Source organism: Pantoea sp. y20 (genome assembly GCF_054903455.1).
In genome coordinates this window covers 3,521,592-3,546,564 of sequence record NZ_CM142816.1, presented here as the reverse complement: position 1 = coordinate 3,546,564, position 24,973 = coordinate 3,521,592, and the positions used below count along the sequence as shown (strand labels likewise).

Sequence of the window (24,973 nt, the reverse complement as noted above, 5' to 3'; positions counted from 1 at the left end):
CGTTGATCTCTCATCGCCGCCACAGCGTGGTTTATCTTCTGTTTAACTTCTTAAACGTGCAAAACCGGCTTTAAGATCATCCAGCAAGTCATCGACATGTTCGAGGCCGATATGCAGACGCACCAGCGTGCCGTCAAAATCCACGCCGCCCGCCGGACGAATCGCCGCCAGCTCTTCAGGCTGGTTCGCCAAAATCAGGGATTCATAGCCGCCCCACGAATACGCCATGCTGAAATGGTGGAAGTGATCGAGGTAATTTGCCAGCTGCTCACGGCTCAGTTTTTCATGCAGGATGAACGAGAACAAACCGCTGCTGCCGCTGAAATCGCGCTGCCAGAATGCGTGGCCTTTACACTGCGCCAGCGCCGGATGATTAACGCGCGCCACTTCCGGCTGCGTGGCCAGCCATTCCGCCACCTGCAATCCGCTCTCTTCGTGCTGACGCAGACGTGTGCCCAGCGTACGAATGCCGCGGCTCGCCATATAAGCGGTATCGGCATCGACCATTTGGCCCATCAGATAGGAGTTCTCGCGCAGCTGCGGCCAGCAACGCTCATTTGCTACCGCCGTGCCAATCATCGCGTCGCTGTGACCAATGATGTATTTGGTGCCGGCCTGAATCGAAATATCGATGCCATGCTCCAGCGCGTTAAACAACACGCCCGCCGCCCAGGTGTTATCGATCATGATGATCGCCTCCGGCGCTTTGGCGCGCACGGCGGCAACAATCGCGGGAATATCCTGCACTTCCATGGTGATCGACGCCGGTGATTCCAGGAACACCACGCGCGTATTCGGCTGCACCAGTTCGCCAATTTCGCTGCCGATGCAGTGATCGAAATAGGTGGTGGTGACGTTCAGCTTACTGAGAATTTTCGAGCAGAAATCCTGTGTCGGTTCATAGACCGCGCCGCTCACCAGAATATGGTCGCCGGCTTCGACAAAGGACAAAATGGCATTAGAGACCGCCGCCGCGCCGCACGGATAGAGCGCGCAACCTGCGCCGCCTTCCAGCTCGGTCATGGCGTCTTGCAGCGAGAAATGGGTGAGGGTGCCGCGACGACCATAAAACAGCTCGCCTGACGCGCGGCCAGCGGTAGCACGTTTCTTGTCGGCGACCGTGTCAAAAACCAGGGATGAAGCGCGTTGAATTACGCTGTTAACTGAGCCTTGCGTGTAACGTTTACTGCGTCCCGCGCTGACAAGCGTGGTGTCTATTTTTTTCGTTGCCATCACTGCCTTTCCTGACATTTCCCACAAAACATTCACGTTACCACGAATCAGTGTAGCGGGTTGAGCCTGATTGCGGATTATCAGAGTGAGGCCAGTATTGCGCATAACATCCGCTAACTTGTGGAAATGGCGGGCATCTTTGCTTTGTAAATAGTAATGAGAACCACTATCACTTCGGTGGTGTTTTTTGCTATGATCCGCGCTTCAATCGTGAACTGTGCAACAGAAGTTGGAGATGCAGCGTGGTAGCCAGTGATTTGATGCAAACGGATCTTTCCGTTTGGGGCATGTATCAGCATGCCGATATCGTGGTAAAGATTGTGATGATTGGCCTGTTACTGGCTTCGGTTGTCACCTGGGCAATTTTCTTCGGTAAGTTTGCTGAGCTGAGCGGGGCAAAACGTCGCCTGAAACGCGAGCAGCAAGCGCTGGGCGAAGCCCGCTCATTAAACGATGCTTACCGTGCTGCTGAAAACTTCAAAAGTAACAGCCACAGCGCTGTGCTGCTTAACGACGCGCAGAATGAGCTGGAGCTCTCCGCTGGTACTGAAGATCTGGATGGCATCAAAGAGCGCACCAGCTTCCGTCTCGAACGCCGCGTGGCTGCATTTAGCCGTCATGCCGGTCGCGGTAATGGATTCCTCGCCACCATCGGTTCCGTTGCGCCGTTTATCGGTCTGTTCGGTACCGTTTGGGGCATCATGAACAGCTTCATCGGCATAGCGAAAACGCAAACCACTAACCTCGCAGTCGTCGCGCCGGGCATCGCCGAAGCGCTGCTGGCTACCGCGATTGGTTTGGTGGCGGCAATCCCCGCCGTGGTTATCTACAACGTCTTCGCGCGTATGATTGCCAGCTACAAAGCGTCGCTGGGCGATGTCGCCGCGCAGGTGATGTTGCTGCAGAGCCGCGATCTGGATCTCGGCAACGTTGATACCGCGAAAGAAGCCAACCGTCCAGCGGCGGCACAGAAACTGCGCGTAGGATAAGTATTATGGCGATGCGTTTAAACGATGACTCGGTCGGCGATGGCGAAATGCACGAAATCAACGTGACGCCGTTTATCGACGTCATGTTAGTTCTGCTGATCATCTTTATGGTCGCCGCGCCATTAGCTACCGTCGATGTGCGCGTTAACCTGCCAGCATCGACCAGCGCGCCGCAGCCGCGTCCGGAAAAACCGGTTTATCTCTCCATCAAGGAAGATAAGCAGATCTTCATCGGAAACGATGCGGTCACCAAAGAGACGCTGGTGAATGCGCTGACGGCACAAACCGAAGGCAAGAAAGACACCACCATCTTCTTCCAGGCGGATAAATCGGTGGATTACGCCACCCTAATGGAAGTGATGGATCAGCTGCGTGAAGCCGGTTATCTGAAGATTGGTTTGATGGGCATGGAAACGGTGAAGAAGTAACGTCACTCCACTTAACCTTGCCGTAAAGGTCGCTCCCGCAGCGGCCTTTTTTAATGCCTGCACGCAATTTGTTAATTTATTGTTACTATTGGTCGTATTTTTGTAAACTGCAATGGTGAAGAAGATCACGTTTATTCCTGTCCCGGCACGCTACAACGGAAGAAAAACCAGGAAGGACAATATGAGCGCGAGTCACTCTTTACAAAAGTCGCCGCAAAGCGGTGCCAAAACCATCTTTAGCGTTACCAGCGGTAACTTCCTTGAGATGTACGATTTCATGGTGTTTGGCTATTACGCCACGGCGATCGCCAAAACCTTTTTCCCCGGCGATGATCCCTTTGCCTCTCTAATGCTCACGCTGATGACCTTCGGCGCAGGCTTCCTGATGCGCCCGCTCGGCGCGATTATTCTTGGCGCTTACATCGACCATCATGGCCGTCGTAAAGGCTTGCTGTTAACGCTCGGCTTGATGGCGATTGGGACCTTAACCATCGCGCTGGTGCCCGGATACGCCACGCTCGGTGCCGCCGCACCGATCCTGATTCTGCTCGGTCGTTTATTGCAGGGCTTCTCGGCGGGCGTTGAGCTGGGCGGCGTCTCGGTGTATCTGGCGGAAGTGGCGCCGAAAGGGCGCAAAGGCTTCTATGTCAGTTGGCAATCGGGCAGCCAGCAGGTTGCGGTGATCTTCGCCGCGCTGCTCGGTTTGGGCCTGAACCATCTGCTGGCGAAAGACGCCGTCACCGAATGGGGCTGGCGTATTCCGTTTGTGGTGGGATGTATGATCGTGCCGTTCCTGTTCTATATCCGCCGCATGCTGGAAGAGACCGAAGCTTTCAGCCAGCGTAAACATCATCCTTCAATGCGTCAGATTATGCGTTCGGTCGGGCAGAACTGGGCGCTGGTGCTGGCAGGCATGTTGATGGTGGTGACCACCACCGTGATGTTCTACATGATTACCGCCTTTACCCCGACGTTCGGCAAAACCGTGCTGATGATGAGTGACAAACAGAGCTTCCTGGTGACGCTGTTTGTCGGCATCTCCAACCTGTTTTGGCTGCCGGTGATGGGTTCGCTGTCGGATCGCATCGGTCGTCGTCCGCTGCTGATTGTCTGCACCCTCTTGATGATTTTAACTACCTGGCCGGTGCTGCATTGGCTGGTGGGAGCGCCGACCTTCTCCCATCTGGTTGAGGCCGAGCTGTGGCTGTCGTTCCTGTATGCCAGTTATAACGGCGCGATGGTGGTGTATCTGGCTGAGATCATGCCGGCAGAAGTGCGCGCTTCGGGTTTCTCACTGGCCTACAGCCTGGCAACCGCGCTATTTGGCGGTTTTACGCCAGCGGTGTCGAGCTATCTGATTCATGCGACAGGCGATAAAGCGATGTCGGGCGTGTGGCTCTCTTTTGCGGCGGTGTGCGGATTGGTCGGTACGCTGCTGATTGGCCGCATGGTGAAGCAGTATCAAGCGCAACACCGTTCCCCTCACCCTAACCCTCTCCCGCAAGCGGGAGAGGGAATGTTTAGGTAAAAACTTAACTCACAAACCTCTCGATCAGCCCCTTCTCCCGCCTGCGGGAGAAGGCTGGGATGAGGGACAGCGCGCACCCCGCTAAAACGACACATCCACCACCACGCTATCGGTATAATTCCCCGCCGCGGGCGTATTCTGCGTGGTCAAAATCTGCGCCGTATAGGTAAAGTTGCGCGTCACGGTATCCGCATTCAACGATGTCGAGGTGGTGCTGCTCCAGCGATCGGTGCCGGTCGGTCCCCAGCGCGATGTGGTAGTGGTGCCTTTGTAGATGTCATACGCCAGCCGGTTAGTTCCGCTCGCCATCTGCCGAGTGGTGCCGCTGTAGTAACTGCCGTTGCTCAAGCCCACGGTATAAGTGCTGCCCTTCGAACACACCACGTTAATCGTCTGCTGCACCGTTGAGAAACTGCCCACCAAAGGCGCGCTGCCAAAACTGACGTTGGGCGCAGTGATGGTGGTGCAATCGTTGGTCACCACCAGATTCACGGTAATCGGCATCGCCGTACCCGTGCTGCTCTGTACCGTTCCCACACACAATCCTCCCACGTTTAACCCGGCGCACACCGTATAACTCACGGTAATGGTAATGGTGGTGGTATAGGTGCCGGCGGCGATCACCTGGCCGGGTACGGTGCGGAAGTAGAGCGGAATATTGAAGTTAAGGGTGTTTCCCAACGCCAGCAGCGAGGCGGAACTCCAGCGATAGCTGCCGCCCTGCTGTAATTCGGTGGCGCAGGCGCTGTCGATACACAGCTGAATCGGAATGTTATCGGTGCCGCCGCTGGCGGTTTTCAACACGGCGCGCGTGCCGCTGAGGTTTGAGGCGGTGGTAAAAGCGTAGGTAATGTTATCGGAGCCCAGCAGCGAAAGCGTACCCGAACCGCAGTTGACGTTAGTGGTGCTTGAGGTGTTATTCACCGTTGAAGCGACGGAAAACGTGGTAACCGATCCGAACGTGGCGGCGGGGGCCGATAAGCTACACAACGCATAGCTGGTGCCCGGCAGTAAAAACAGCGCCAGCAGGAGCAGAAGCTTTCTCATGGTGAAATCCCTGACGGTGAATTATCCGCGTTGCTCACCCCAGAGCCTTGCGGTGGCGGTGGCAGCGGGCAGGTAAGCGGTCCGTAAGTTTCCAGCGCTTTTGGCTGGCCGTCGGCGATAGCCAGTTGCGTATCGCAGCTGCGTCCATCCGGCGTCACCACGTGAATCGGGTTATTGGCACCGAGATCTTCCATCCACACAATGCCGTCCCAGCCGACATATTCGGTGGCCTGATTCGGACGTAACACCTGGCTGGAAATCGGCAGCGGCTGATGATTGCTGTCATGCAGTACCACGCTGGCGGCGCGCAGACGCTCCACTGGGAAGTTGAGCAGATAGCCGCTCTTACGCTTCACCGCTAAGCGCTGTTCAACTTTCGGCGCAGTGCGATCGGCGGGCAGGTCCAGCGTATCGATGTCGTATTTGGCGCCGTAATAGCTGCTGATCGATGGCACCAGCAGATAGCCTTGTTTATCGGTGCGGCCCATGGTCTGGTTCTCATAACGCACCGTGACATCCGGATAATCGGTTTTCACTACTACGAAGGCATCGTTAATGTCGTTGGCAGCGAACACGCGGTTATCCATCAATACCACCGAGCCGGTAAAATCGGCCCATTGCGTGGTGTTGTCGTTATCGCCGTAGAAACCGGCTGAGGTATCAATTTTGTTATTGCGATAACGCAGGCTGCCCTGGCGATAATCGCCGCTGTCGCTGCCCTGATTAGCCCAGGCCGCATCCCAGGAGAAGCCACCGTCGGTTGGCATCGCGCGCGACACATACAGACGCTGGCTGTTATTGCCCTCCTGATCGCGTTCCGTACTTACCGAGGCGCTGCTCTGTTCGCCGAACGGGATGATTAGCGAAATGGCGCCGCTCCAGTTGCCCTGATCCTGATCGCGGCTGGCGGAGATATACAGGCTGCTGTTGCCCCACAGATTTTTACTCCACGACAGATTCAGTAAACGCGTACGGTCACCGTTGCCGCCGGAGATATCAAAATAAGCCAGGCCAAGACTGCCGTAGTCACTCAGCGACACGCTGGCGGTGTATTGCGCGCTGCGTCGTGCCAGCGAGTAACTGGTGTTCGCGCTATCGCCACGGCTGCCGACCAGCGCGAGATTCCCGAAATCGACGCTACGAATGATGTGCTGGGTTCCCAGGCTGAACCAACTATTGTTGTACTGATAGCCCCAGCTGTATTGCGTGCCGGGATTACCGTCCATCTGGCTCTGCGCCAGCGCGCCATTCACCACGCCAAAACTGCCCAGTTTCAGCAATCCACCCGCGCCGCCCATCGCCACGCTGTCGCTGCCTTCCGCATGGCTCTCCAGCGTCAGCCAGTCGTTCAGCCCGTAGCGATAGGAGCCGCTGGCTGCCGCCGCACCGTAATCAAAATTGTTGATGCCGTAGTTTTCGCGAATGGCACCGGCGGAGAATGAATAATCGGATAACCCGGTTTTCAGCAAGCTGCTGGAGACGTAAAACGGCAGTGTGGTGGTGACTTGTCGGCCCACCGCATCGGTGGTGGTGATCACCGCATCGCCGGCGCCGTTAACGAAAGGGACGTTGGTAAGCGACCATGGGCCCGGTTGCACGTCGGCCTGGGTGCTGCGATAGCCGTTGATAAACAGATCGACCGAAGAGGGCACCGCCGCCTGGCCGGAAAAGGCGGGCAGCGGATAGGTCACCAGATCCGGCCGTACGCTGAAGTCGCGGCCAATCTGCACGCCACCCAGCCGCACGCTGTTGCTCCAGCTCAGCGCATCAGTAACCAAATCCCCGGCGCGCCAGCTGATTGCTGCGTTCTCGTTTTCATTACTGAACCACGTATCGTAGCGGATATAGCCTTCCTGCTGACCGGCAACGCCACCTTCCAGTTGCTGCACGTAAACGCCGTTGGTAGAAAACTGACCAGCCGGGCCAAACAAGCGCAGTTCGTTCCAGCTGGAGAGGCGCGAACCGGCGTTATCGGTACGGGTGGCGTAAAAGTCATAGTTGAGCAGCGCGCCATTGCTGGCGCGACCGGGAAAGCGCGGTGCATGCTGTAACTGGCCAATGGTTTGACCCGGCAGCCAGGCCGGTGGCACCGTCAATAACAGGCGCTGGCGTCGTTCGTCATACTCCACTTTCGCTCCGTTGAGTTGATTGACATCGATCTGCTGGCCTTGCAGTTTCTCGGCCGGAATACCGGCGCGTTGCAAATCGCCGCGTCGCAACCAGAAATCACCATTCTTACGTTCAACCGGCACGATGTCGCCACGTTCGCCCTGATTCACCACCAGTTCCAGCATGTATTGCTGACCGCTGGCGTTATTCTCCAGCGCAGGCGGCGGTGGCAGTTCGGAGAAGGTCTCCGCGCTGCTACTCATCGGACTGATACAAAGCACGCTGGCGACGGCCAGCGCGCAGGGATGCGGCGTAAACTTCATCAACGCGCGGCCGCGCTGCTCCAGTGACCTTTATTCATTTCGGCCGACAGCTCACCGCTCACGCTGCGGGTTAACGGCCAGCGATGGCTGCTGTTGGCCAGCACATAGCCAAACAAGCCGTTGCCCATTTTGCGTCCGCCAATGGTGACGTTACTTAAGCGCGCGTGGCCATTACCGCGATTAGTCAGCTCCAGCCAGCGTTTGCCGCCGCTGTTCACTTCCTGCCAGCTCAGCTGCGGTTTTGCCGTGTCGCGCGTCACGCCGCTGCCGTAGATGAACAGCGGCACCGAATAGCGCATCTGGAAAGTGAGTCCGGCCTGATTTTCGCCTGGCGTACGCGGCGTAGGGATCTCATCCAGCACCACGCGAAAGGCCACTTCACGTCCGGCTTCAGGTGGCGTTTGCTTAATTAAACGCACCAGCTGCTTCTGTCCTGGCTCGAGGCGCACCATCGGCGGGCTCGCCACCACTTGCTGCTGGGTTTGATACTGCTCCTGGCCGTTAACCTGCTGCCAGCTGAAGATGCGCACCTGCATCATGGTGGTGGCATTGCCGCGATTCTCCAGCCACAGCTCGCTGGCTTTATCTTCCGGATCAATCGCCGGATCGATCGGCCACACCATCAGCGAATTGGCGGCATGCACCGCAGGCGTTAGGGCCACAAATAACAACAGGATCAGGGCGCGCAGGTTAATCATCATTCCTCCTTTTAAGTGACGCCATCACCAACTCAGCGTGACGGTTAAAGTGTCGGTATAGGTCCCGGCGCGCGTGGGGCCGGGCAGCGTTAATAAGCCGTAAATCGGCAACGTGATGTTGTTGGCATTGCTGTAGCTCAGCGCCATTGGGCTATTCACCGGAATAGCCGTGGTGTGTGCCGCATTGGTATACAGGCTGTACGCCACGGTATTGGTGTTACTGGTGTGTTTGAGATTGCGCGTGGAGGTGTAATGACTGCCGCCGTTGATGCTCATACTCACGGCGGTGCCTGGCGTGCAGGCGAGCGTGATGGTGGTGCTTTGTACATAGCTGGCGCTGACGCTGCTCGCGGCCACGCCAGATTGGGTACCAAAATTAAGCGTGCCAAATACCCCGGTATTGGTTCCGGAGACAACACAGCCTGCCACTACTGATGCTGAAACCTGAAACGTTGCGGTCGGCAACCCCCAGGCGGAGACGCTCCCTATCAGCAGGGCAAGGCCGCCTGCACTGTGCACCCACCGTTGCACCACGGCCTCCCTGATTATCCTTTCCCTCAGTAATTCACCGCCACGTTGATGGTGTCGGTGTAGGTCCCTGCCGGAATCAAGGGGTTAAACCCGCCGCCCACAACCTGACCATAGATGGCGTAGTTGGTCCCGAGTGTAGGATCGGTGGTACCACTGGCAGCGATATTGGTGTTGTTGGCGATGGCGGTAGTGAATGCGGCGTCGCTATACAGCGTATAGGCAATGCCTTGCGTATTGTTGGAGCCGAGGATCAGGTAGCGTGGCTGGCCACTCACCGTACCGTAAACGGTCGCCGGTGCAGCGTTGCTGCTGGTGACCTGCACGTTGAAAGTTTGTCCGGTGGTGCAGCGAACAAAGATGCCGTTACCTGCTGCGCCAACCAGGGTGGCATTGAGCGTATCAAAAGTGGCTGCGCTGCTACCAAAGTTCAGGGTACCGAAGTTCACTCCCGCCGTGGCCGATTGACCGTTCACCAAACAACCGGTGGTCAGCGTCAACGTCGCATTGATGGTTCCCGTTGTGGTGGCGGCAAAAACAGCATGAGGTGCCAGTGCGGCGCTTAGGCTAGACGCCACAAGAAAAAGCTTGAGTTTCATAATCATTCCTTACTGATTATCCAAGGTCAGTGCTTTTTCACCTGGTCATACATTTATGGAAATACATCCGAAATCAAACAAGAGCCGCAATGGACTCGACAGCGTAAGCGCCTGCCGCCTAAGAAAATTCCTGGATGGCGGATTAATGATTTATATCAGTTTTCTTTACTATAGATCAGCAAATTGGCCCCTGTATGCAGATGGTTCAATTTTTCCCTAATCAATTCACACTTTTCGCCGATAACTCAGTAATCACAAGGGGTAGCGAGCGGTTAAAAAAACTAAATAGACGATGATTTCACCCTCTACCGCGCGCTTCGGTTCAATGTTATGTTCGTGCATTAATCAGATATTATTAATTTTTCGCTTAACGACTGACGATGAAAATAAAAAAAATCCGCACGACAACTCCAGATTTTTCTGGACCAGTTCTGTATTGAACTGCGCCGCAGGGGGACATTAATCGCCCTTGATCGGCGCTTTATCATTCTTGTTTTGTTTTGACGACACCGCACCCGCTCCGCAGCGGGTAGAGTTTAGGAGCGCACATGCTGCTGGTTACCTGGGATAGCGTTCTGGTTACCGTTTCACTGATCGTGGCCTTCATTGCCGCGTTCACCGCCTTAGATACCGCCGGGCGCGTGGCCGTTTCACGCGGTTATCTGGCAACACTGTGGTTGATCGGCGGGGGCACCGCGATGGGCATCGGCGTGTGGGCAATGCACTTTATTGGCATGCTGGCGATGATGATGCCAATGACCATGCGCTACAACGTCGAGCTGACCGCCATCTCATTGCTGGTGGCGATTATCAGCGCCATCTTCGCCTTTGCGCAGGGCGTGCAGGGCAGTCATCTCACCCGACGCCGCTTAATTCGCGGCACCTTAATCATGGGAAGCGGCATCATTGTCATGCACTACCTCGGCATGAACGCGTTGATGATTGCCACCCCGATTTACTGGAATCTGCCGCTGGTGACGCTTTCGGTGCTGATTGCCTACGCAGCATCAGGTGCGGCGTTATGGCTGGCGTTTCATCTGCGCCAGGGCGAAAGCCTGCTGCTGCTGCGCGCCTGTGCAGCACTGGTGATGGGCATTGCGATTGCCGGCATGCATTACACCGGCATGGCGGCAGCAGAATTCGTTATGCCGGTGAGCATGCAACACCACGGCGCCAGCGAAGAGGGAATGGCGGTGTGGGTCACGATTATCACGCTGAGCATTCTGGGGCTGATGTTACTGATCTCGATGCTGGATGCGCAACTGCGTGCCGCGCGTCTCGCTGCCAAACTCAAGCGCGCCAACAGCGAGCTGCGCCAGCTGGCGATGCATGACAACCTCACCGCGCTGCCAAATCGCGTGATGCTGGAGCAGCAACTCACCACGGCGATCAAGCAGGCGACGCTGCAGGATGAAAACTTCGCGCTGATGTTCATGGATCTCGATGGTTTCAAAGCCATTAACGACACATGGGGCCATCACGTTGGCGACCGCTTGCTGATCGCGGTAGCCGATCGTTTGCGCGATGAACTGAGTGAGGAGATTCTTTTGGCGCGTCTGGGCGGCGATGAATTCGTCATACTGTGCCCGCAATTTCATCTGCATCAGGCCACCAAACTGGCGCAGCGTTTGGTTCAAATCATTGATGCGCCTTTCGAACTTGATCGCTATTCGCTGCGCGTCTCGCTCAGCGTCGGTATCGTTATCTTCCCGCTGCATGGTCGCAGCCAGCAGGAGCTGATGTTCAACGCCGACTCCGCCATGTATCACACCAAACACAGCGGGCGTAACGGCTGGTGCCTGTTTGAACCGGCGATGAGCGCGGTGGCGCAGCATCAGTTGGCGCTGGCTAACGATCTGTGGAACGCGCTGGAGTATCAGGAGATGCGCCTGTTCTATCAGCCAAAATTCCGCGCGGGTGGCACCGTATTGATGGGCTTCGAGGCGCTGCTGCGCTGGCAGCATCCGCGTCGTGGCCTGCTGATGCCCGATATGTTCCTGGCGCGCGCCGAGAAAACCGGGCAAATTGTCGCGCTGGGTAACTGGGTGATCAATGAAGCCTGCCGCCAGCTGAAGCAGTGGCACGATGAAGGTAACGGCGACTGGACGGTATCGGTCAACCTCTCGGCTCTGCAGTTCCAGCAGCGTGATTTGATTGAGAGCGTGCGCCAGGCATTGCAGCGCCATCAAATCCCTGACGGGGCGTTGATGCTGGAAATTACCGAGAATATCGCGATGCGCGATCCGCAGTTCAGCCAGCAGCGCATTGCCGAACTGCATTGTCTTGGGGTGAAAGTGGCGATTGATAACTTCGGCATCGGCTACGCCAACTTGCTGCACTTGAAACACCTTGAAGCTAGCGAGTTGAAAATCGACCGCGCCTTTATCAACAGTTTGCGCGCCGGCAGCGAAGACGCCACGGTGGTCACTGCGATGTTGACGCTGGCACAAACGCTTAACCTGCGCATGGTGGCGGAAGGGGTCGAAACCGAGGAGCAACAGCGTTTGCTCACCGGGTTAGGCTTCGACACGCTGCAAGGTTATCTGCTCGGCAAGCCCACGCCAGCCGATCGCATCGGTGAATTTACCGCTGCGCTTGCGGTGCCGCTGGCCTTTAGCGATAACGTGGTGCCGCTGGCGGGCGCGCAATAAACAATTTTTAGTTTCTTCCCCATCGGAAGGTTTCATCGTTCAAAAACTCATATCGGCAGTTACGCTGCCGATAATTCCTACAATAAAACCAATAGACCGCACTTTTTTAACAACAACACCACAGCTGACTTACACCGGCTTTTACTTGGGAAATCACTATGTTAGTGACTTCGTACGATTCGTTTACCGTCATCGTCTCGATTCTGGTAGCGATGCTGGCCTCGTTTACTGCGCTTGATATGGCAGGGCGCGTGGCTTCCTCAACTGGCAAGGTGGCGCTGGTTTGGTTATTCGGCGGTGGATTCGCTATGGGCGTGGGCATCTGGGCGATGCACTTCATTGGCATGCTGTCGATGAGCCTCGATATGGTCATGAGCTATGATCCCACGCTGACCGTCACCTCCATGGTGGTGGCGGTATTAGCCTCGGTTTTTGCGCTGTGGCTGGTGTGCTCAACGCCCACTTTGCCGTGGCTGCGACTGTGTGGAGGCGCTGTGGTGCTGGGTTCCGGCGTGGTCGCCATGCACTACACCGGCATGGCGGCGCTGATGTTTACGCCCGGCATCACCTGGAATTGGGGTTGGGTGGCGGCATCGGTGGCGATTGCGCTGGTGGCCTCAGGCGCCGCGCTCTGGCTGGCGTTTAACCTGCGCGAAGGTCACGGCCGCGTCACCGCGCTGCGGTTAGGCGCCTCCGTGGTGATGGGCTGTGCGATTGCCGGCATGCACTACACCGGCATGGCGGCGGCCAATTTCCCGATGCACAGCCATGCGACGCACATGGGCGTAAACAGCAACTGGCTGGCGGTGGTGGTGACGGTGGTGACGCTAGCGATCCTCGGCATTACTTTGCTGGTCTCAATGCTCGATGCACGTCTGCAAGCGCGCACCTCGATCCTTGCCCACTCGCTGGCGGAAGCCAACCGTGAGCTGGCACAGCTGGCGCTACACGATAACCTGACGCGTCTGCCCAACCGTATTTTGTTGGAAGATCGTCTGGAGCAAGCCCTCAATAAAGCCAACCGTGAGAAAACGCAGTTTGCGCTGATGTTTATGGATCTGGATGGATTCAAAGCGGTAAATGACGCTTTTGGCCATCACGTGGGCGACAACCTGCTGATTGGCGTGACCGAGCGCATGACCGAACAGATGAAAGGGCACTACACGCTGGCGCGCATGGGCGGCGACGAGTTTGTGCTGCTGCTGGAAATTGATGAACCCAATGATGCCGCAGCGGTTGCTGATACGCTGGTAAAAGCGGTGGATCGCCCATTCGATATCTCGCGCTATGAGCTGGTGGTGTCGCTGAGTATTGGAATTGCGGTTTACCCTGGTGACGGCAAAGATGATCGCGAGCTGATGTTCAACGCCGATGCCGCCATGTATCACACCAAGAACAACGGCCGCAACGGTTACACCTTCTTCCAGCCGTCAATGAACACACTGGCGCAGTCGCAATTGCAGCTGAACAACGATCTGTGGCAAGCGCTGGATAACGAAGAGTTACGCCTGTTCTATCAGCCAAAATATTGCGCGCCGAGCGGCCCGATCCTTGGCTTTGAAGCGCTGCTGCGCTGGCAGCATCCTTCACGCGGTTTACTGGCACCGGACGCCTTTCTGCCGATGGCGGAAAAGACCGGCATGATCATTAACATCGGCAATTGGGTGATCAACGAAGCCTGTCGCCAGCTGCGTGCCTGGCATCTGCAGGGTCATCCGCACTGGTCGGTGGCGGTCAATTTGTCGGCTGTACAATTTGAGCAAAGCAATCTGGTGGAAACCGTTACCGAGGCGCTGACGCAGCACCAGATTCCGGCTGAACTTTTGACGCTGGAAGTGACCGAAACCACGGCGATGCGCGATCCGGAAGAGAGCGTGCGTATCCTCACCGAACTCACCAACATGGGCGTAAAAGCCTCGATTGATGATTTCGGCACCGGCTACTCCAGCTTGTTGTATCTCAAGCGGTTACCGGCCAGCGAGCTGAAAATCGATCGCGCTTTTGTTAATGAACTGCAGGCGCATTCGGAAGATGCCACCATCGTCTCCGCCATTGTCGCGCTGGCGCAGTCGTTGCATCTGAAAGTGGTCGCCGAAGGGGTAGAAACCCAGGATCAACAGGCGTTCCTCACCGGTTTAGGCTGCGATACCTTGCAGGGCTATTTACTGGGTAAACCGGTGCCGCCGGAACGCATTGGCGAGTTGCCGAATTTTTATCAAGAAGAGTTAGCGCTGGAGCAGGTGCCTTAACGCCTTCATTCCCTCTCCCGCTTGCGGGAGAGGGTTAGGGTGAGGGAAACTAGCCGCCAAATCCTCTACATCGGAGTTCGGGTGGCGAAATATCAGCAGTTGGTCGAGCAGCTTCGCACGCAAATCGAGGCGCGCATCTGGCCGCCGGGCGAAAAACTGCCGTCGCTACGCCAGCAGGCGGAGCAGAGCGGGTTGAGCCTGATGACGGTGATGCACGCCTATGAAGTGCTGGAGAGTCAGGGCTGGATCGTCTCAAAGCCGCAATCCGGCTATTACGTGGCGCCGCGCGCCGCCGAAAGCCGTCCGCGACTGCCCACGCAAGAGATCGGCAAAACCGATCAGGCGGATACCAACAGCTTCGTGTTCGACGTGCTGCAAGCCACGCGCAATCCCGCCATCATGCCGTTTGGCTCAGCCTTTCCCGATCCCGAACTCTTCCCGCAGCGCCAGCTGATGCGCTCGCTGGTAAAAGTCTCACACAACTTAAAGCCCACCGATGCGCTCAACAACCTGCCGCCAGGCAATGAAGCGCTGCGCAAAATTCTCGCCCAGCGCTACGCACAGCAGGGCATCACGCTGTCGCCGGATGACATCGTCATTACCAATGGCGCAATGGAAGCGCTCAACCTCAGCCTGCAAGCCGTCACCGAACCCGGTGATTGGGTGATCCTCGAAAACCCATCGTTTTATGGTGCGCTACAGGCGATTGAACGCCTGAAGCTGAACGCGATTGCCATCGCCAGCGATGTCGAACACGGCATGGATCTGGATGAGCTGGAGCAGGCCTTGCAGCGCTGGCCGGTGAAAGCCTGCTGGCTGATGACCAACCGGCAAAATCCGCTCGGCTTTACCCTGAGCGCCGAGCGCAAGCAGCAGTTGGTGGAACTGCTGGCGCGCTTCAACGTGGCGATGATTGAAGACGATGTGTACGGCGATCTGTATGAAGGCCAGGACAAACCGCTGCCGGCTAAAGCTTTTGATCTTGATGGCAACGTGCTGCACTGCGGCAGTTTCTCGAAGAATCTGGTGGCGGGATTTCGTGTCGGTTGGGTGGCGGCCGGACGTCATGCGCAGCGCGTGCAGCGTATTCAGTTGATGAGCACGCTCTCGACCAGCGCGCCGATGCAGCTGGCACTGGCCGATTTCCTCAGCACGCGCAGCTACGACACGCATTTAAAGAAGCTAAGGCAGACACTGGCTAAACGTAAGCAGCTGGCGCAACAGGCGCTGCGCCGTGTGTTGCCGGCCGATGCCAGTATCAGCGATACGCCGGGCGGTTATTTTCTCTGGGTTGCGCTGCCAGTGCAGATCAATACCACTGAGCTGTATCATTTGGCCTTGCAGCAGGGCATCAGCATCGCGCCCGGCCAGCTGTTTTCCAGCAGCGAAGGCTTCAGCCACTGTTTCCGCTTCAACACCGCCTGGCCGTGGGATGCACGGGCCGAGGCGGCGGTAGAGACGTTGGGAAAACTGATTGGCACGCTAAACGGTTAAACCTGGGCCGCCTGCTGGTGGCCCCAGGTGAGATAGTAAACGTCGTAGAAATCCACTTCACCTTTCTGCTTCATCAGGCGATCAATGCCGCTGCGTACGCGCTCCGGCGTGTGGGGGTTATCGAGAATCTTATCCAGCGCTTGTTGAGAAACCGGCTGCACGTAATACCATTCGCCGTTGTAACAAACGCGCAAATCCAGCGTGTCGATATCTTCGAAGCGATATTTCGGGTTGATATCCATCAGCATCAGCACGCTCATCACCACCACAAACACCGTGGCAAACCAGAACGCTGGCCAGCCGAGCATGTCGGTTGAAAAGATCAGCGCCACGCACAGCGCGTAGCACAGATACATGATGGCCCAGAGCCCCGGATGGGTTTTGAGGAAGGAAAAGCTAAAGCGCGGCAAATTATCACGCTGTCCTTCGCGGTTCAGCGTGGCGATTTCGTCGAGCAGGATTTGTTTGATCGCGTCCATTGTTCACCTCTAATTATCACTGCCTGCCAGTAAAGCACATAACAGTGAAGCGAATTAGAGACAGATTCGCTGTGTTTTTTTATAACAGTTGCGAGGGGCCGGTGTTTCCCTCACCCTAACCCTCTCCCGCAAGCGGGCGAGGGAACCGATTGAGCCCGTTCTAACTACCCTTTCTACTTGTGGGAAAGGGCCGGGGTGAGGGCATCAAGCCGCAGAGTAATAAATCAAGAAACCTGACCCACAATCTGCAAATTCGCATCATCGGGCACTTCGTTGTACGACAACACATTCAACCCATTGGCAAACAGACGGGCGTAGCGCGCAATCAGCGGGCGCAATTGCGGTGTTACCAGCAGCACCTGCGTCAGGTTCTGCGCTTTCAACTGCTCCACCATCACCGGCAGCGTGCTCTGCAGCTGCGTCAGGATATTCGGATCAACCGGGAAGCTATCCAGCGCCACTTTGCCGGCTTGCTGTGCCTGATTCAGCGCCGCCAGCAGCAGATTCTCCAGGCTGTTTTCCAGCGTATAAGCCGACAGCGGTTTGTTGTCCGGCGCAATCGCCGCCACCATGGCGCGACGCAGGGCATAGCGCACATCGGAAGTCAGCAGGATCGGATCTTTGGTGATCGCCGCGCTCTCCAGCAACGTCGTCGCGATGGTGGTGATGTCTTTCAGCGACACCTGATCGTTCAGCAGCAGACGATACACCTTCAGCTGCAAGCTGAAGTTCACCGCCGCATTCACATCTTCCGACAGCTTAGGCGCCACATTCGCCAGACGCTGATGCAGCTGAGTGATGTCATCGTAGTTAAACAGCTCCGGCAGATTCTCGCGCACCACTTTATTCACATGGGTGGCCACCACGCTGGCGCAATCCACCACCTGATAACCCAGGTTCAGCGCTTTGGCTTTCTGCTCGGGCAGAATCCACGTCACCGCCATGCCGTAGGCCGGATCGGTATCTAATACGCCATCGATTTCGCCGTACTGTTCCGGCGTCGGGATCGCCATCAGACGATCGGCATGCACTTCGCCGACGGCGGTGCGCACGCCATTGATCTTGATCGCGTACTGCGCCGGCTTGAGGTGGAAATCTTCGCGCAGCGCAATTTCCGGCAGCAGCACGCCGCTGGTTTCCGACACCACTTGCCGCACGCCACGCATACGCAGCGTCAGCGGCGCACCTTTGCCTTTATCCACCAGCGTCACCAGCTTGTAGCCGAGATTCAGCCCGATCGGCTCAACCATCGGGATAGTGTCCCAACCGATGGCGGGCTGATCGTCCGGCTGCGTCAGCGCCTGGTTGATCGCTTCCATAGCGTGATGATCTTGCGTCGGCGCTTTGATTTTCTGGCTTTGACGCCACGCAGCGAACAGCAGCAGGCCGGTAAATACCAGGAACACCAGATGCGGCATGCCCGGCACCACCGCCAGCACAAACATCACGGCCGCAGCGGTATACAGCGTACCTGGCTTAGCCAGCAGCTGAGACTTGATGTCATCGCCCATGTCCGCACCATCGCTGATGCGCGTCACGATAATCGCCGCCGCCGTTGAGAGCAGCAGTGAAGGAATTTGTCCGACTAAGCCATCACCGATGGTCAGCAGGACATATTGTTCAAACGCTTGTCCTGCCGGTAAACCGTATTTGAATACGCCAATCAAAATACCGCCAACCACGTTAATCAGCAGGATCATGATGCCGGCGATGGCGTCGCCGCGTACGAATTTGGACGCGCCATCCATTGCACCGTAGAAGTCGGCTTCGTTTGCCACATCCTGGCGACGCGTGCGCGCCTGTTCCTGATTGATCAACCCGGCATTGAGATCGGCATCGATCGCCATCTGTTTGCCTGGCAACGCATCAAGCGTAAAGCGCGCCGAAACTTCAGATATACGTTCGGCACCTTTAGTGACCACCACAAAGTTGATCATCAAACGCGGCGGCAAAAAGGCACACCATGCGCATCATGGCGGCGCGTGGAAAGTGGCCTTTGCGGACTTCACGTTGGCGATGATGGCGCTGTTTATGGTGCTGTGGATCATGGGCGCGGTGAGTGAAGAGGAGCGTAAAGAGATCGTCGCGCAATTGAACGGCACGTCGGTTTTTGATGGCACCAATTTCAATCCTTTTGACGTTGAGAACTCCGGCGGATCGGCGATTATCGGCGAAACCATGGCAATTTCCCCGCCGACGCAAACAGCGACTGTCAGCCAAGGTAAGGCTGACATCAGTTTGAACGCCGGCAGCAAGCCACAGGAAGATTTAGACAGCGTGCTGTCACGCTCGGATGCGGAGTTGGTGTTGTTACACAACCAGCTGCAACGGATGATCAACAGCTATAACGCGCAAAATTACCTGATGCTGGAAACCTTGCCACAAGGGCTGCGCATTCTGATTCAGGACGATCAGGATCGCATGATGTTCCCACGCGGTAGCGCGGTACTAACGCCATTCTTCCAGAAACTGCTTACCGAGCTCGGCCCGGTGTTTAACCGCATCGACAACAAAATCATGATCAGCGGCCACACCGATGCCGCGCAGTACAGCGGCAACGCCGCCTACAACAACTGGAATCTGTCTGGCGATCGTGCGCTGGCGGCACGCCGCGCGCTGGAGCGTGGCGGGCTGGAGAGTGCGCGCGTATTGCAGGTTAATGCCATGGCGTCACGCATGCCGCGCGATCATGACGATCCCATGAGTGCGCGTAATCGCCGCATCGAAATTCTGGTGTTAACCGATGCCGCTGCAGAAACTCTGTTCCAGTTTTATGGCCGCGAAGGGGAGAACGTTGTGAAACCTATCGCTGAGCGCCTGCGATAACCTGTCAGTGCCTTTGAATCGCTTTTTTTGATTCGGCCGGTGGCGAAATCCACCGGTTTTTTTTGTCTTAAATTCGTGCCGCTTTGCGGCCAGGTGCGCATAAATGCGCGCCAGTTATGGCGACCCTCATTCACCCGCACGAGATGTTAATTATGTTGCTAATAAATTTGGCTTTAGTTAGCTAAATCATTCTTTTTTGTGAATTTTGTTGGTGGGCGCACATTGCAATGCCACTTTGGTAAGCCACAATTAAGCATCGTGATTAACCGGAGAAAGAGTATGACTGCCAACCACTCCAGCCTGCTGTTACTGATGTCTTTCGCCGCCGGCACCTTTTCCGCTGGATCCTCCAGCAATCCGCAACATCTGATGCTGTCGCTGCCGTCGGGCGGCGTGCCCAATAGCCCGCTGCCGCTGATCATCTGGCCCGGCATTGTGCCGTATGACGATGAAAATCCGACGGAAGACAGCGCCGCCTGGTTTGAAAAAACCTTTACCCGCAACGGCTGGCCCGCCGCATGGCGTGCGCCGATCTTCCCTTATACGCATTACCATCCGAACACCCATGAAGTGCTGGGTGTTGCGGCTGGCTGGGCGGAAGTGCTATTCGGCGGCGACAGCGGTCGCATGGTGACGCTGCGTGAAGGCGATGCGGTACTGATCCCGGCGGGTGTCGGCCACAAACAGGTGTTTGCCTCAGAGGATTTTTTCACCGTTGGCGCCTATCCTGAAGGCATGTCCCCGGAAACCGTGCGTGATGAGCCGTCGCGTTTACGTACGTCGAAGGAGAAGATCCAGCAGGTGCCGCTGCCATCCCGCGATCCTTTTACCGGTGGCGAAGGCGCGATGACGGAGATCTGGCTGCCAATCGCGCAGCAGTTAATGCACCAGTAAAGTGCAAAACAGCCATTTCCGTTGACGCGGCGCGTGTGCCTTACCGGGGCAAGCCTCTGGCACAGTTTGTGCAGGAGAGAGTGAGGTCCTCTGACAAGCGCCGGGTAAATCATGAAAGAAAGCTACCAGATAGCATCACAATTCTATGATGAGATGTGGCTGAGCGATGGCCAACACCGCGCTCACTACCAGCAATACTGGGAATGGTTACAACAGGCGGACAAAGAGGCCGTGGCGCGCAAACGTGAAGAAGCGGAACTGCTGTTTCATCGCGTCGGCATCACCTTCAACGTCTACGGTGATGACGGCGGCGCGGAACGTTTAATTCCTTTCGACAGCGTGCCGCGCATCATTCCTGCCAGCGAGTGGGCGATGCTCGATCGCGGCATTCGCCAGCGGGTACAAGCCCTCAACGCCTTCCTTCACGACATCTACCATCAGCAACTGATCCTCAAAGCCGGCATCGTGCCCGCTGAACAGGTGCTGGTGAACGATCAATATCAGCCCTGTATGCAAGGCGTCGATCTGCATCGCCACATCTACGCGCACATTGTTGGGGTAGACATGGTGCGCAATAACGACGGCGAATATTACGTTCTTGAGGATAATCTGCGCACGCCGTCTGGCGTCTCCTATATGCTGGAGAACCGCAAGATGATGATGCGCCTCTATCCGGAACTGTTCGCCGGGCAGCACATCGCGCCGGTAGAGCGTTATCCTTCGCATCTGCTGCAAACCCTGCGCGAAAGCTCGCCGGTCAACGATCCGGTGGTGGTGGTGCTGACGCCGGGCCGCTTTAACAGCGCCTACTTCGAGCACAGCTTCCTCGCGCAGCAGATGGGCGTTGAGCTGGTGGAGAGCGCCGATCTGTTCGTCAAAGATGGCGCGGTGATGATGCGTACCACCGCCGGGCCGTGCAAAGTCGATGTGATCTATCGTCGCGTTGATGATGCCTTCCTCGATCCACTGGCGTTCCGCCCGGATTCGATGCTCGGCGTGCCGGGCTTGTTGTCGGTGTATCGATCCGGCAACGTGGTGCTGGCGAACGCGATCGGCACCGGCGTCGCCGATGACAAATCGATCTATCCGTACGTACCGGACATGATCCGTTTCTATCTCGATGAGGATCCGATCCTCAATAACGTACCCACCTGGCAATGCCGCAAACCGCAGGATCTCACCTACGTGCTGGCCAACCTGGCGAAAATGGTGGTGAAAGAGGTGCACGGCGCGGGCGGTTACGGCATGTTGATTGGCCCGGTGGCGAGCCAGCAGGAGCTGAGTGATTTCCGCGATCGCCTCAAAGCGCGCCCGGAAAACTACATCGCGCAGGACACGCTATCGCTCTCCACGTGTCCAACCTTTATCGATAACGGCCTCGCGCCGCGCCACATCGATCTGCGCCCGTTTGCGCTGTGCGGCGCGGATATTCGTCTGGTGCCCGGCGGCTTAACCCGTGTGGCGCTGAATGAAGGTTCGCTGGTGGTGAACTCGTCGCAGGGCGGTGGCACCAAGGACACGTGGGTTCTGGAGGATGACGCATCATGCTAAGCCGCACGGCCAGTGGCCTTTATTGGATGGCGCGCTATCTTGAGCGCGCAGAACAACTCGCTCGCGTGTTAGACGTGACCAACCGTTTGTCGTTAATGCCGGTGCGCGGTGACCAGGGCGACGATCTGCTGCTGCCGCTTAATCTCACCGGCACGCGTGAACTGTTTGAAACCCTCAACGGCCGCTTCACCATGCCGCAGCTGTTCAACTTTTTCGCCCTCGACGATCGCAATCCGTGCAGCATTTTCAGCTGCTGGCAGGAGGCGTGGAACAATGCGCATGCGGTGCGCGGCAGTTTATCGTCGGAAGTGTGGGAGAGCATCAACTCGACGTGGATTGAGATGCGCAATACGCGGCGGCGCGGCATTACCAGCGCCAACGCCGATAGCTTTTTCGATTGGGTGAAAGAGCGCTCGCACCTGTTTCGTGGCGCGATGTTCGGCACCTTGCTGCGCGGTGATGCCATGAGTTTTATCCGCATCGGCACGCTGATGGAGCGCAGCGACGGCACCGCGCGTTTGCTGAGCGTCAATCAGCAACTGCTGGAACAACAGTCCGATTCGGTGCGCGAATATTATCGCCTCGACACCTTGCTGCGCGCGGTGTCGGCGCGTGAAGCCTACAACGCCATCTTTAAGCAGCAGCTGTTACCGGATCTGGTGAATGAGATGCTGATCCTGCGCAGTGAAAGTCCGCGATCGCTGCACTCCTGTATTGATGAGATCGCTACCCAGCTCGAGCAGATCGGCAGCAGCGGCGAAGATCGTCCGCGTTATCTGATCACCGTGCTGCTGGCGGAAATCAGGTTTAGTACCTGGGAAAGCCTGACCCAGGAAGGGTTAACGCACTGGCTCAATGCATTCCTGACGCGCCTGAACGCGCTGGCAGACAGCATCAATCACACTTATCTGGAGGCGAAATGAGACTGAACATCGAGCACAAAACCCGTTACGCCTACGAGCAGCAGGTGACACTCAGCACCCAGTATCTGCGTTTGACGCCGCAAAATTCGGTGCATCAGCAAATTATCTCGTGGGATTTGGAGCTGCCCTGCGCAGCCACCTGCACGCAGGATGCTTACGGCAACGTGATGCATGTGCTAACGCTGGATACGCCGCATCAGCAACTCGATATCGCCGCGCGCGGTGTGGTGGAGATCCTTGATGCCGGCGAGTGGGCACCCGATCCGGAGTGCGCGTTGTCGCCGCTGGTGTTTCTGCGCGCCACGCCGCTGACGCTGCCCAATCCCGAGATCCGCGAGTTTGCCCAGCGCTACTGGCGACCGGAAAAGCCGCTCGCCAGCCTGGAAAAGTTGATGGATGAATTGCTGCTGAAGATGCCGTATCGTCCCGGCAGCACCCAGGTAACTGATACCGCCGCGAAAGTATTTGCCGCCGGTAGCGGCGTTTGCCAGGATCACAGCCACGTGTTTCTCGCCTGCTGTCGCACTCTGGGAATTCCGGCGCGCTATGTAAGCGGCTATCTCTATACTGAAAACGTTGAGCACGTCGCCACTCACGCCTGGGTTGAAGCCTGGCTGGATGGCAGTTGGCACAGCTTTGATATCACCAATAATACTCGCAGCACGCGCCAGCATTTACGTCTGGCGGTTGGTGTGGATTATCTCGATGCCTGTCCGGTGCGCGGTATGCGGCTGGGCGGCGGCGGTGAAGATATGCTGGCGGTGGCTGCGGTGCTTCAGGTGCATGCGCAGCAGTAATCAGAACAGGCGTAACTATGACTTATTGTGTGGCAATGCGTTTATCGTCAGGGATGATTTTTGTCTCTGATTCGCGGACCAATGCGGGCGTCGATCATATTTCCTCATTCCGTAAACTGCATGTGTTTCAGGTCGATGATGAACGCACGCTGGTGCTGCAAAGCGCTGGCAATCTGGCTACCACGCAGAGCGTGCTGAGCCTGCTGCGACGGCATAACGGCGATAACGATCAACCCAATTTGCTGAATGGACGATCGCTGTATGACATTGCGCTGATGGTGGGTGAAACGCTGCGCGAGGTGATCAAGCGCGATGGCGAGGAGTTTGGCGGCACGCTGCTGCTGGGGGGACAGATTCGTGGCGAGGAGCCGCGTCTGTTCCAGATCTATCCGCAGGGCAATTTCATCGAAGCCAGCGTTGATACGCCTTATTTCCAGATTGGTGAGAGCAAGTACGGCAAACCGATTATTGATCGCGTGCTGCGCTATGAAACGCCGCTCAGTCAGGCGATGCAATGTGCGTTGATTTCAATGGATTCCACGTTAGCGAGTAATATTTCGGTGGGATTACCGCTGGATGTGATGGTCTATCGCACCGACAGTTTCAGCGATAGCGAGCAATATCACATCACCGAACAGCATCCCTATTTTTCACAAATTCGTCAGCTGTGGAGCAAAGGATTGTTGAGCGTGTTTTCGCAGCTGCCACCGTTAAAACTCTAATTGAGTGGGGTCGCCATGAATGGCGACCAGGTTTTTCACACTAACTCATTCAATTTTGCTGTCATATTAATGCCACTAATCCCTTTTAAACCTAATTTACGCAGGATTTTTATTTTATAGGTACTCACTGTTTTACTGCTGAGTTGCAATTGTGAGGCGATCTCTTTATTTGTCATTCCCGACGCCAGTTTCACCAACACCATCAGTTCCCGGCGCGTCAGGCTCATCAATTTTTCACTCTCAATTAACTCGTTTACCTCGGCCGCTTCCTCCGTTACCGGATAAAAACGCTTACCACATTCCACCTCTTTTATTGCGGTAAGGAGAGTGTCTAAATTGCCGCGTTTACACACATAGCCTTCCACGCCTAATTGCAAGCAACATCGTTGATAAAAAAGGCTTTCTGACGCGGTATAAACAATGATTTTGAGGTCTGGCAACGCGCGCTTAATGTCCGTAATCAACGGAATGCCAGCGCGCCCAGGCATGGTGAGATCGAGCAGCAAAACGTCCGGACGAGTCCTATGCAGCTCGGTAATTAACAGATCGCTTTTATTAGCAGTGCCAGCGATGGCGTAGTGATATGACTGCAGTAATGCCTGAATGCCCGTACAGATTAACGGATGGTCATCAACAATAAATACCGAATGAATCATATGTGTAGCCCAGAGGAAAAAATAAAAAATAAACGCAAAGTTAAAACACCCTTTAACAAACTATTTAACTGGTGTGACCAGATTAATTCACGCTGCTTAACAATAAGCTTTAAGTCATGTCTTGAATTTGGGGTTTTAAGGTCAGTTTTTGTTTTTTATGCGCAAGAACAATGCAAGTGGCTGCTTTTTAGGCTTTCACGACGCCGCAGTCATAAATCTGAAAACAAGCCGTTTTAACGTCGAGGCGAT

At 56.3% G+C, this 24,973-nt stretch carries 20 protein-coding genes and 1 pseudogene; 12 read left to right on the top strand and 9 right to left on the bottom strand.

The genetic code is table 11. The features are described from left to right. Positions 1–42 precede the first annotated feature (42 nt). Positions 43–1,233, bottom strand: a complete 1,191-nt coding sequence (metC, locus tag ACYAC5_RS16385; protein ID WP_192412117.1) for a cystathionine beta-lyase — start codon at positions 1,231–1,233, stop codon at positions 43–45. 260 nt (positions 1,234–1,493) lie between these two features. Here metC and exbB point away from each other — a divergent pair, with 260 nt between their 5' ends. From exbB to tcuC, 3 genes are all read left to right on the top strand, one after another. Beyond that, complete coding sequence (exbB, locus tag ACYAC5_RS16380; protein ID WP_192236537.1) at positions 1,494–2,222, top strand: tol-pal system-associated acyl-CoA thioesterase; 729 nt, start codon at positions 1,494–1,496, stop codon at positions 2,220–2,222. A 5-nt stretch (positions 2,223–2,227) separates the two neighbouring features. Beyond that, positions 2,228–2,650, top strand: coding sequence for a TonB system transport protein ExbD (gene exbD / locus ACYAC5_RS16375; protein ID WP_008103349.1), 423 nt, complete (start codon positions 2,228–2,230; stop codon positions 2,648–2,650). 181 nt (positions 2,651–2,831) lie between these two features. Then, entirely contained in the window at positions 2,832–4,178 is a 1,347-nt protein-coding gene (gene tcuC, locus ACYAC5_RS16370) for a tricarballylate/proton symporter TcuC (protein ID WP_462062027.1), read from the top strand. 81 nt (positions 4,179–4,259) lie between these two features. Here tcuC and ACYAC5_RS16365 read toward each other — a convergent pair whose 3' ends face one another. From ACYAC5_RS16365 to ACYAC5_RS16345, 5 genes are read right to left on the bottom strand one after another with little or no spacing between them, the layout of a single operon-like run. After that, positions 4,260–5,225: a Csu type fimbrial protein gene (locus tag ACYAC5_RS16365; RefSeq protein ID WP_137386536.1), complete on the bottom strand. Its 966-nt coding sequence runs from the start codon at positions 5,223–5,225 to the stop codon at positions 4,260–4,262. Next, positions 5,222–7,657, bottom strand: coding sequence for a fimbria/pilus outer membrane usher protein (locus tag ACYAC5_RS16360; RefSeq protein ID WP_462062026.1), 2,436 nt, complete (start codon positions 7,655–7,657; stop codon positions 5,222–5,224). Before ACYAC5_RS16360 ends, ACYAC5_RS16365 begins: the two co-directional genes overlap by 4 nt. Beyond that, positions 7,657–8,355, bottom strand: coding sequence for a fimbrial biogenesis chaperone (locus tag ACYAC5_RS16355; RefSeq protein WP_192236538.1), 699 nt, complete (start codon positions 8,353–8,355; stop codon positions 7,657–7,659). Before ACYAC5_RS16355 ends, ACYAC5_RS16360 begins: the two co-directional genes overlap by 1 nt. Positions 8,356–8,379: 24 nt before the next feature. Continuing rightward, complete coding sequence (locus ACYAC5_RS16350; protein WP_192412114.1) at positions 8,380–8,889, bottom strand: Csu type fimbrial protein; 510 nt, start codon at positions 8,887–8,889, stop codon at positions 8,380–8,382. A gap of 23 nt (positions 8,890–8,912) precedes the next feature. Continuing rightward, a complete protein-coding gene (locus ACYAC5_RS16345; RefSeq protein WP_101761803.1) occupies positions 8,913–9,482 on the bottom strand; it encodes a spore coat protein U domain-containing protein in 570 nt (189 codons plus the stop codon). Between the two features lie 548 nt (positions 9,483–10,030). Between ACYAC5_RS16345 and ACYAC5_RS16340 the strand changes: the two genes are divergently transcribed. From ACYAC5_RS16340 to ACYAC5_RS16330, 3 genes are all read left to right on the top strand, one after another. Beyond that, complete coding sequence (locus ACYAC5_RS16340) at positions 10,031–12,133, top strand: putative bifunctional diguanylate cyclase/phosphodiesterase (protein ID WP_192412113.1); 2,103 nt, start codon at positions 10,031–10,033, stop codon at positions 12,131–12,133. A gap of 158 nt (positions 12,134–12,291) precedes the next feature. Next, positions 12,292–14,382, top strand: coding sequence for a putative bifunctional diguanylate cyclase/phosphodiesterase (locus ACYAC5_RS16335; protein ID WP_192412112.1), 2,091 nt, complete (start codon positions 12,292–12,294; stop codon positions 14,380–14,382). 81 nt (positions 14,383–14,463) lie between these two features. Then, positions 14,464–15,876 (top strand): aminotransferase-like domain-containing protein, encoded by a 1,413-nt coding sequence (locus ACYAC5_RS16330; RefSeq protein WP_462062025.1) that lies wholly within the window; start codon positions 14,464–14,466, stop codon positions 15,874–15,876. Here the strand turns inward: ACYAC5_RS16330 and ACYAC5_RS16325 are convergent. Together ACYAC5_RS16325 and ACYAC5_RS16320 are read right to left on the bottom strand one after the other, a co-directional pair. Next, entirely contained in the window at positions 15,873–16,355 is a 483-nt protein-coding gene (locus tag ACYAC5_RS16325; RefSeq protein ID WP_101761807.1) for a YlaC family protein, read from the bottom strand. The genes ACYAC5_RS16330 and ACYAC5_RS16325 overlap by 4 nt on opposite strands. Before the next feature lie 224 nt (positions 16,356–16,579). After that, positions 16,580–18,295, bottom strand: a pseudogene (locus ACYAC5_RS16320) (flagellar biosynthesis protein FlhA); the annotation flags it as partial. Here ACYAC5_RS16320 and ACYAC5_RS16315 point away from each other — a divergent pair. The 6 genes from ACYAC5_RS16315 (at position 18,270) to ACYAC5_RS16290 (ending at position 24,068) form a co-directional block, all read left to right on the top strand. Next, positions 18,270–19,181, top strand: a complete 912-nt coding sequence (locus tag ACYAC5_RS16315) for a flagellar motor protein MotB (RefSeq protein ID WP_280172075.1) — start codon at positions 18,270–18,272, stop codon at positions 19,179–19,181. The pseudogene ACYAC5_RS16320 and the gene ACYAC5_RS16315 overlap by 26 nt on opposite strands. Positions 19,182–19,460: 279 nt before the next feature. Then, positions 19,461–20,075, top strand: a complete 615-nt coding sequence (locus ACYAC5_RS16310; protein ID WP_110867284.1) for a cupin domain-containing protein — start codon at positions 19,461–19,463, stop codon at positions 20,073–20,075. Between the two features lie 111 nt (positions 20,076–20,186). Further along, on the top strand, positions 20,187–21,626 hold the full coding sequence (locus tag ACYAC5_RS16305) for a circularly permuted type 2 ATP-grasp protein (protein WP_101761811.1): 1,440 nt from the start codon (positions 20,187–20,189) through the stop codon (positions 21,624–21,626). Next, positions 21,620–22,549, top strand: coding sequence for an alpha-E domain-containing protein (locus ACYAC5_RS16300; protein ID WP_101761812.1), 930 nt, complete (start codon positions 21,620–21,622; stop codon positions 22,547–22,549). Before ACYAC5_RS16305 ends, ACYAC5_RS16300 begins: the two co-directional genes overlap by 7 nt. Continuing rightward, a complete protein-coding gene (locus ACYAC5_RS16295; RefSeq protein ID WP_101761813.1) occupies positions 22,546–23,346 on the top strand; it encodes a transglutaminase family protein in 801 nt (266 codons plus the stop codon). Before ACYAC5_RS16300 ends, ACYAC5_RS16295 begins: the two co-directional genes overlap by 4 nt. 17 nt (positions 23,347–23,363) lie before the next feature. Then, positions 23,364–24,068: a proteasome-type protease gene (locus tag ACYAC5_RS16290; RefSeq protein ID WP_101761814.1), complete on the top strand. Its 705-nt coding sequence runs from the start codon at positions 23,364–23,366 to the stop codon at positions 24,066–24,068. A gap of 35 nt (positions 24,069–24,103) precedes the next feature. On the opposite strand, the gene ACYAC5_RS16285 is transcribed toward ACYAC5_RS16290, so the two are convergent. Continuing rightward, positions 24,104–24,724, bottom strand: coding sequence for a response regulator (locus tag ACYAC5_RS16285; protein WP_101761815.1), 621 nt, complete (start codon positions 24,722–24,724; stop codon positions 24,104–24,106). Positions 24,725–24,973: the final 249 nt, after the last annotated feature.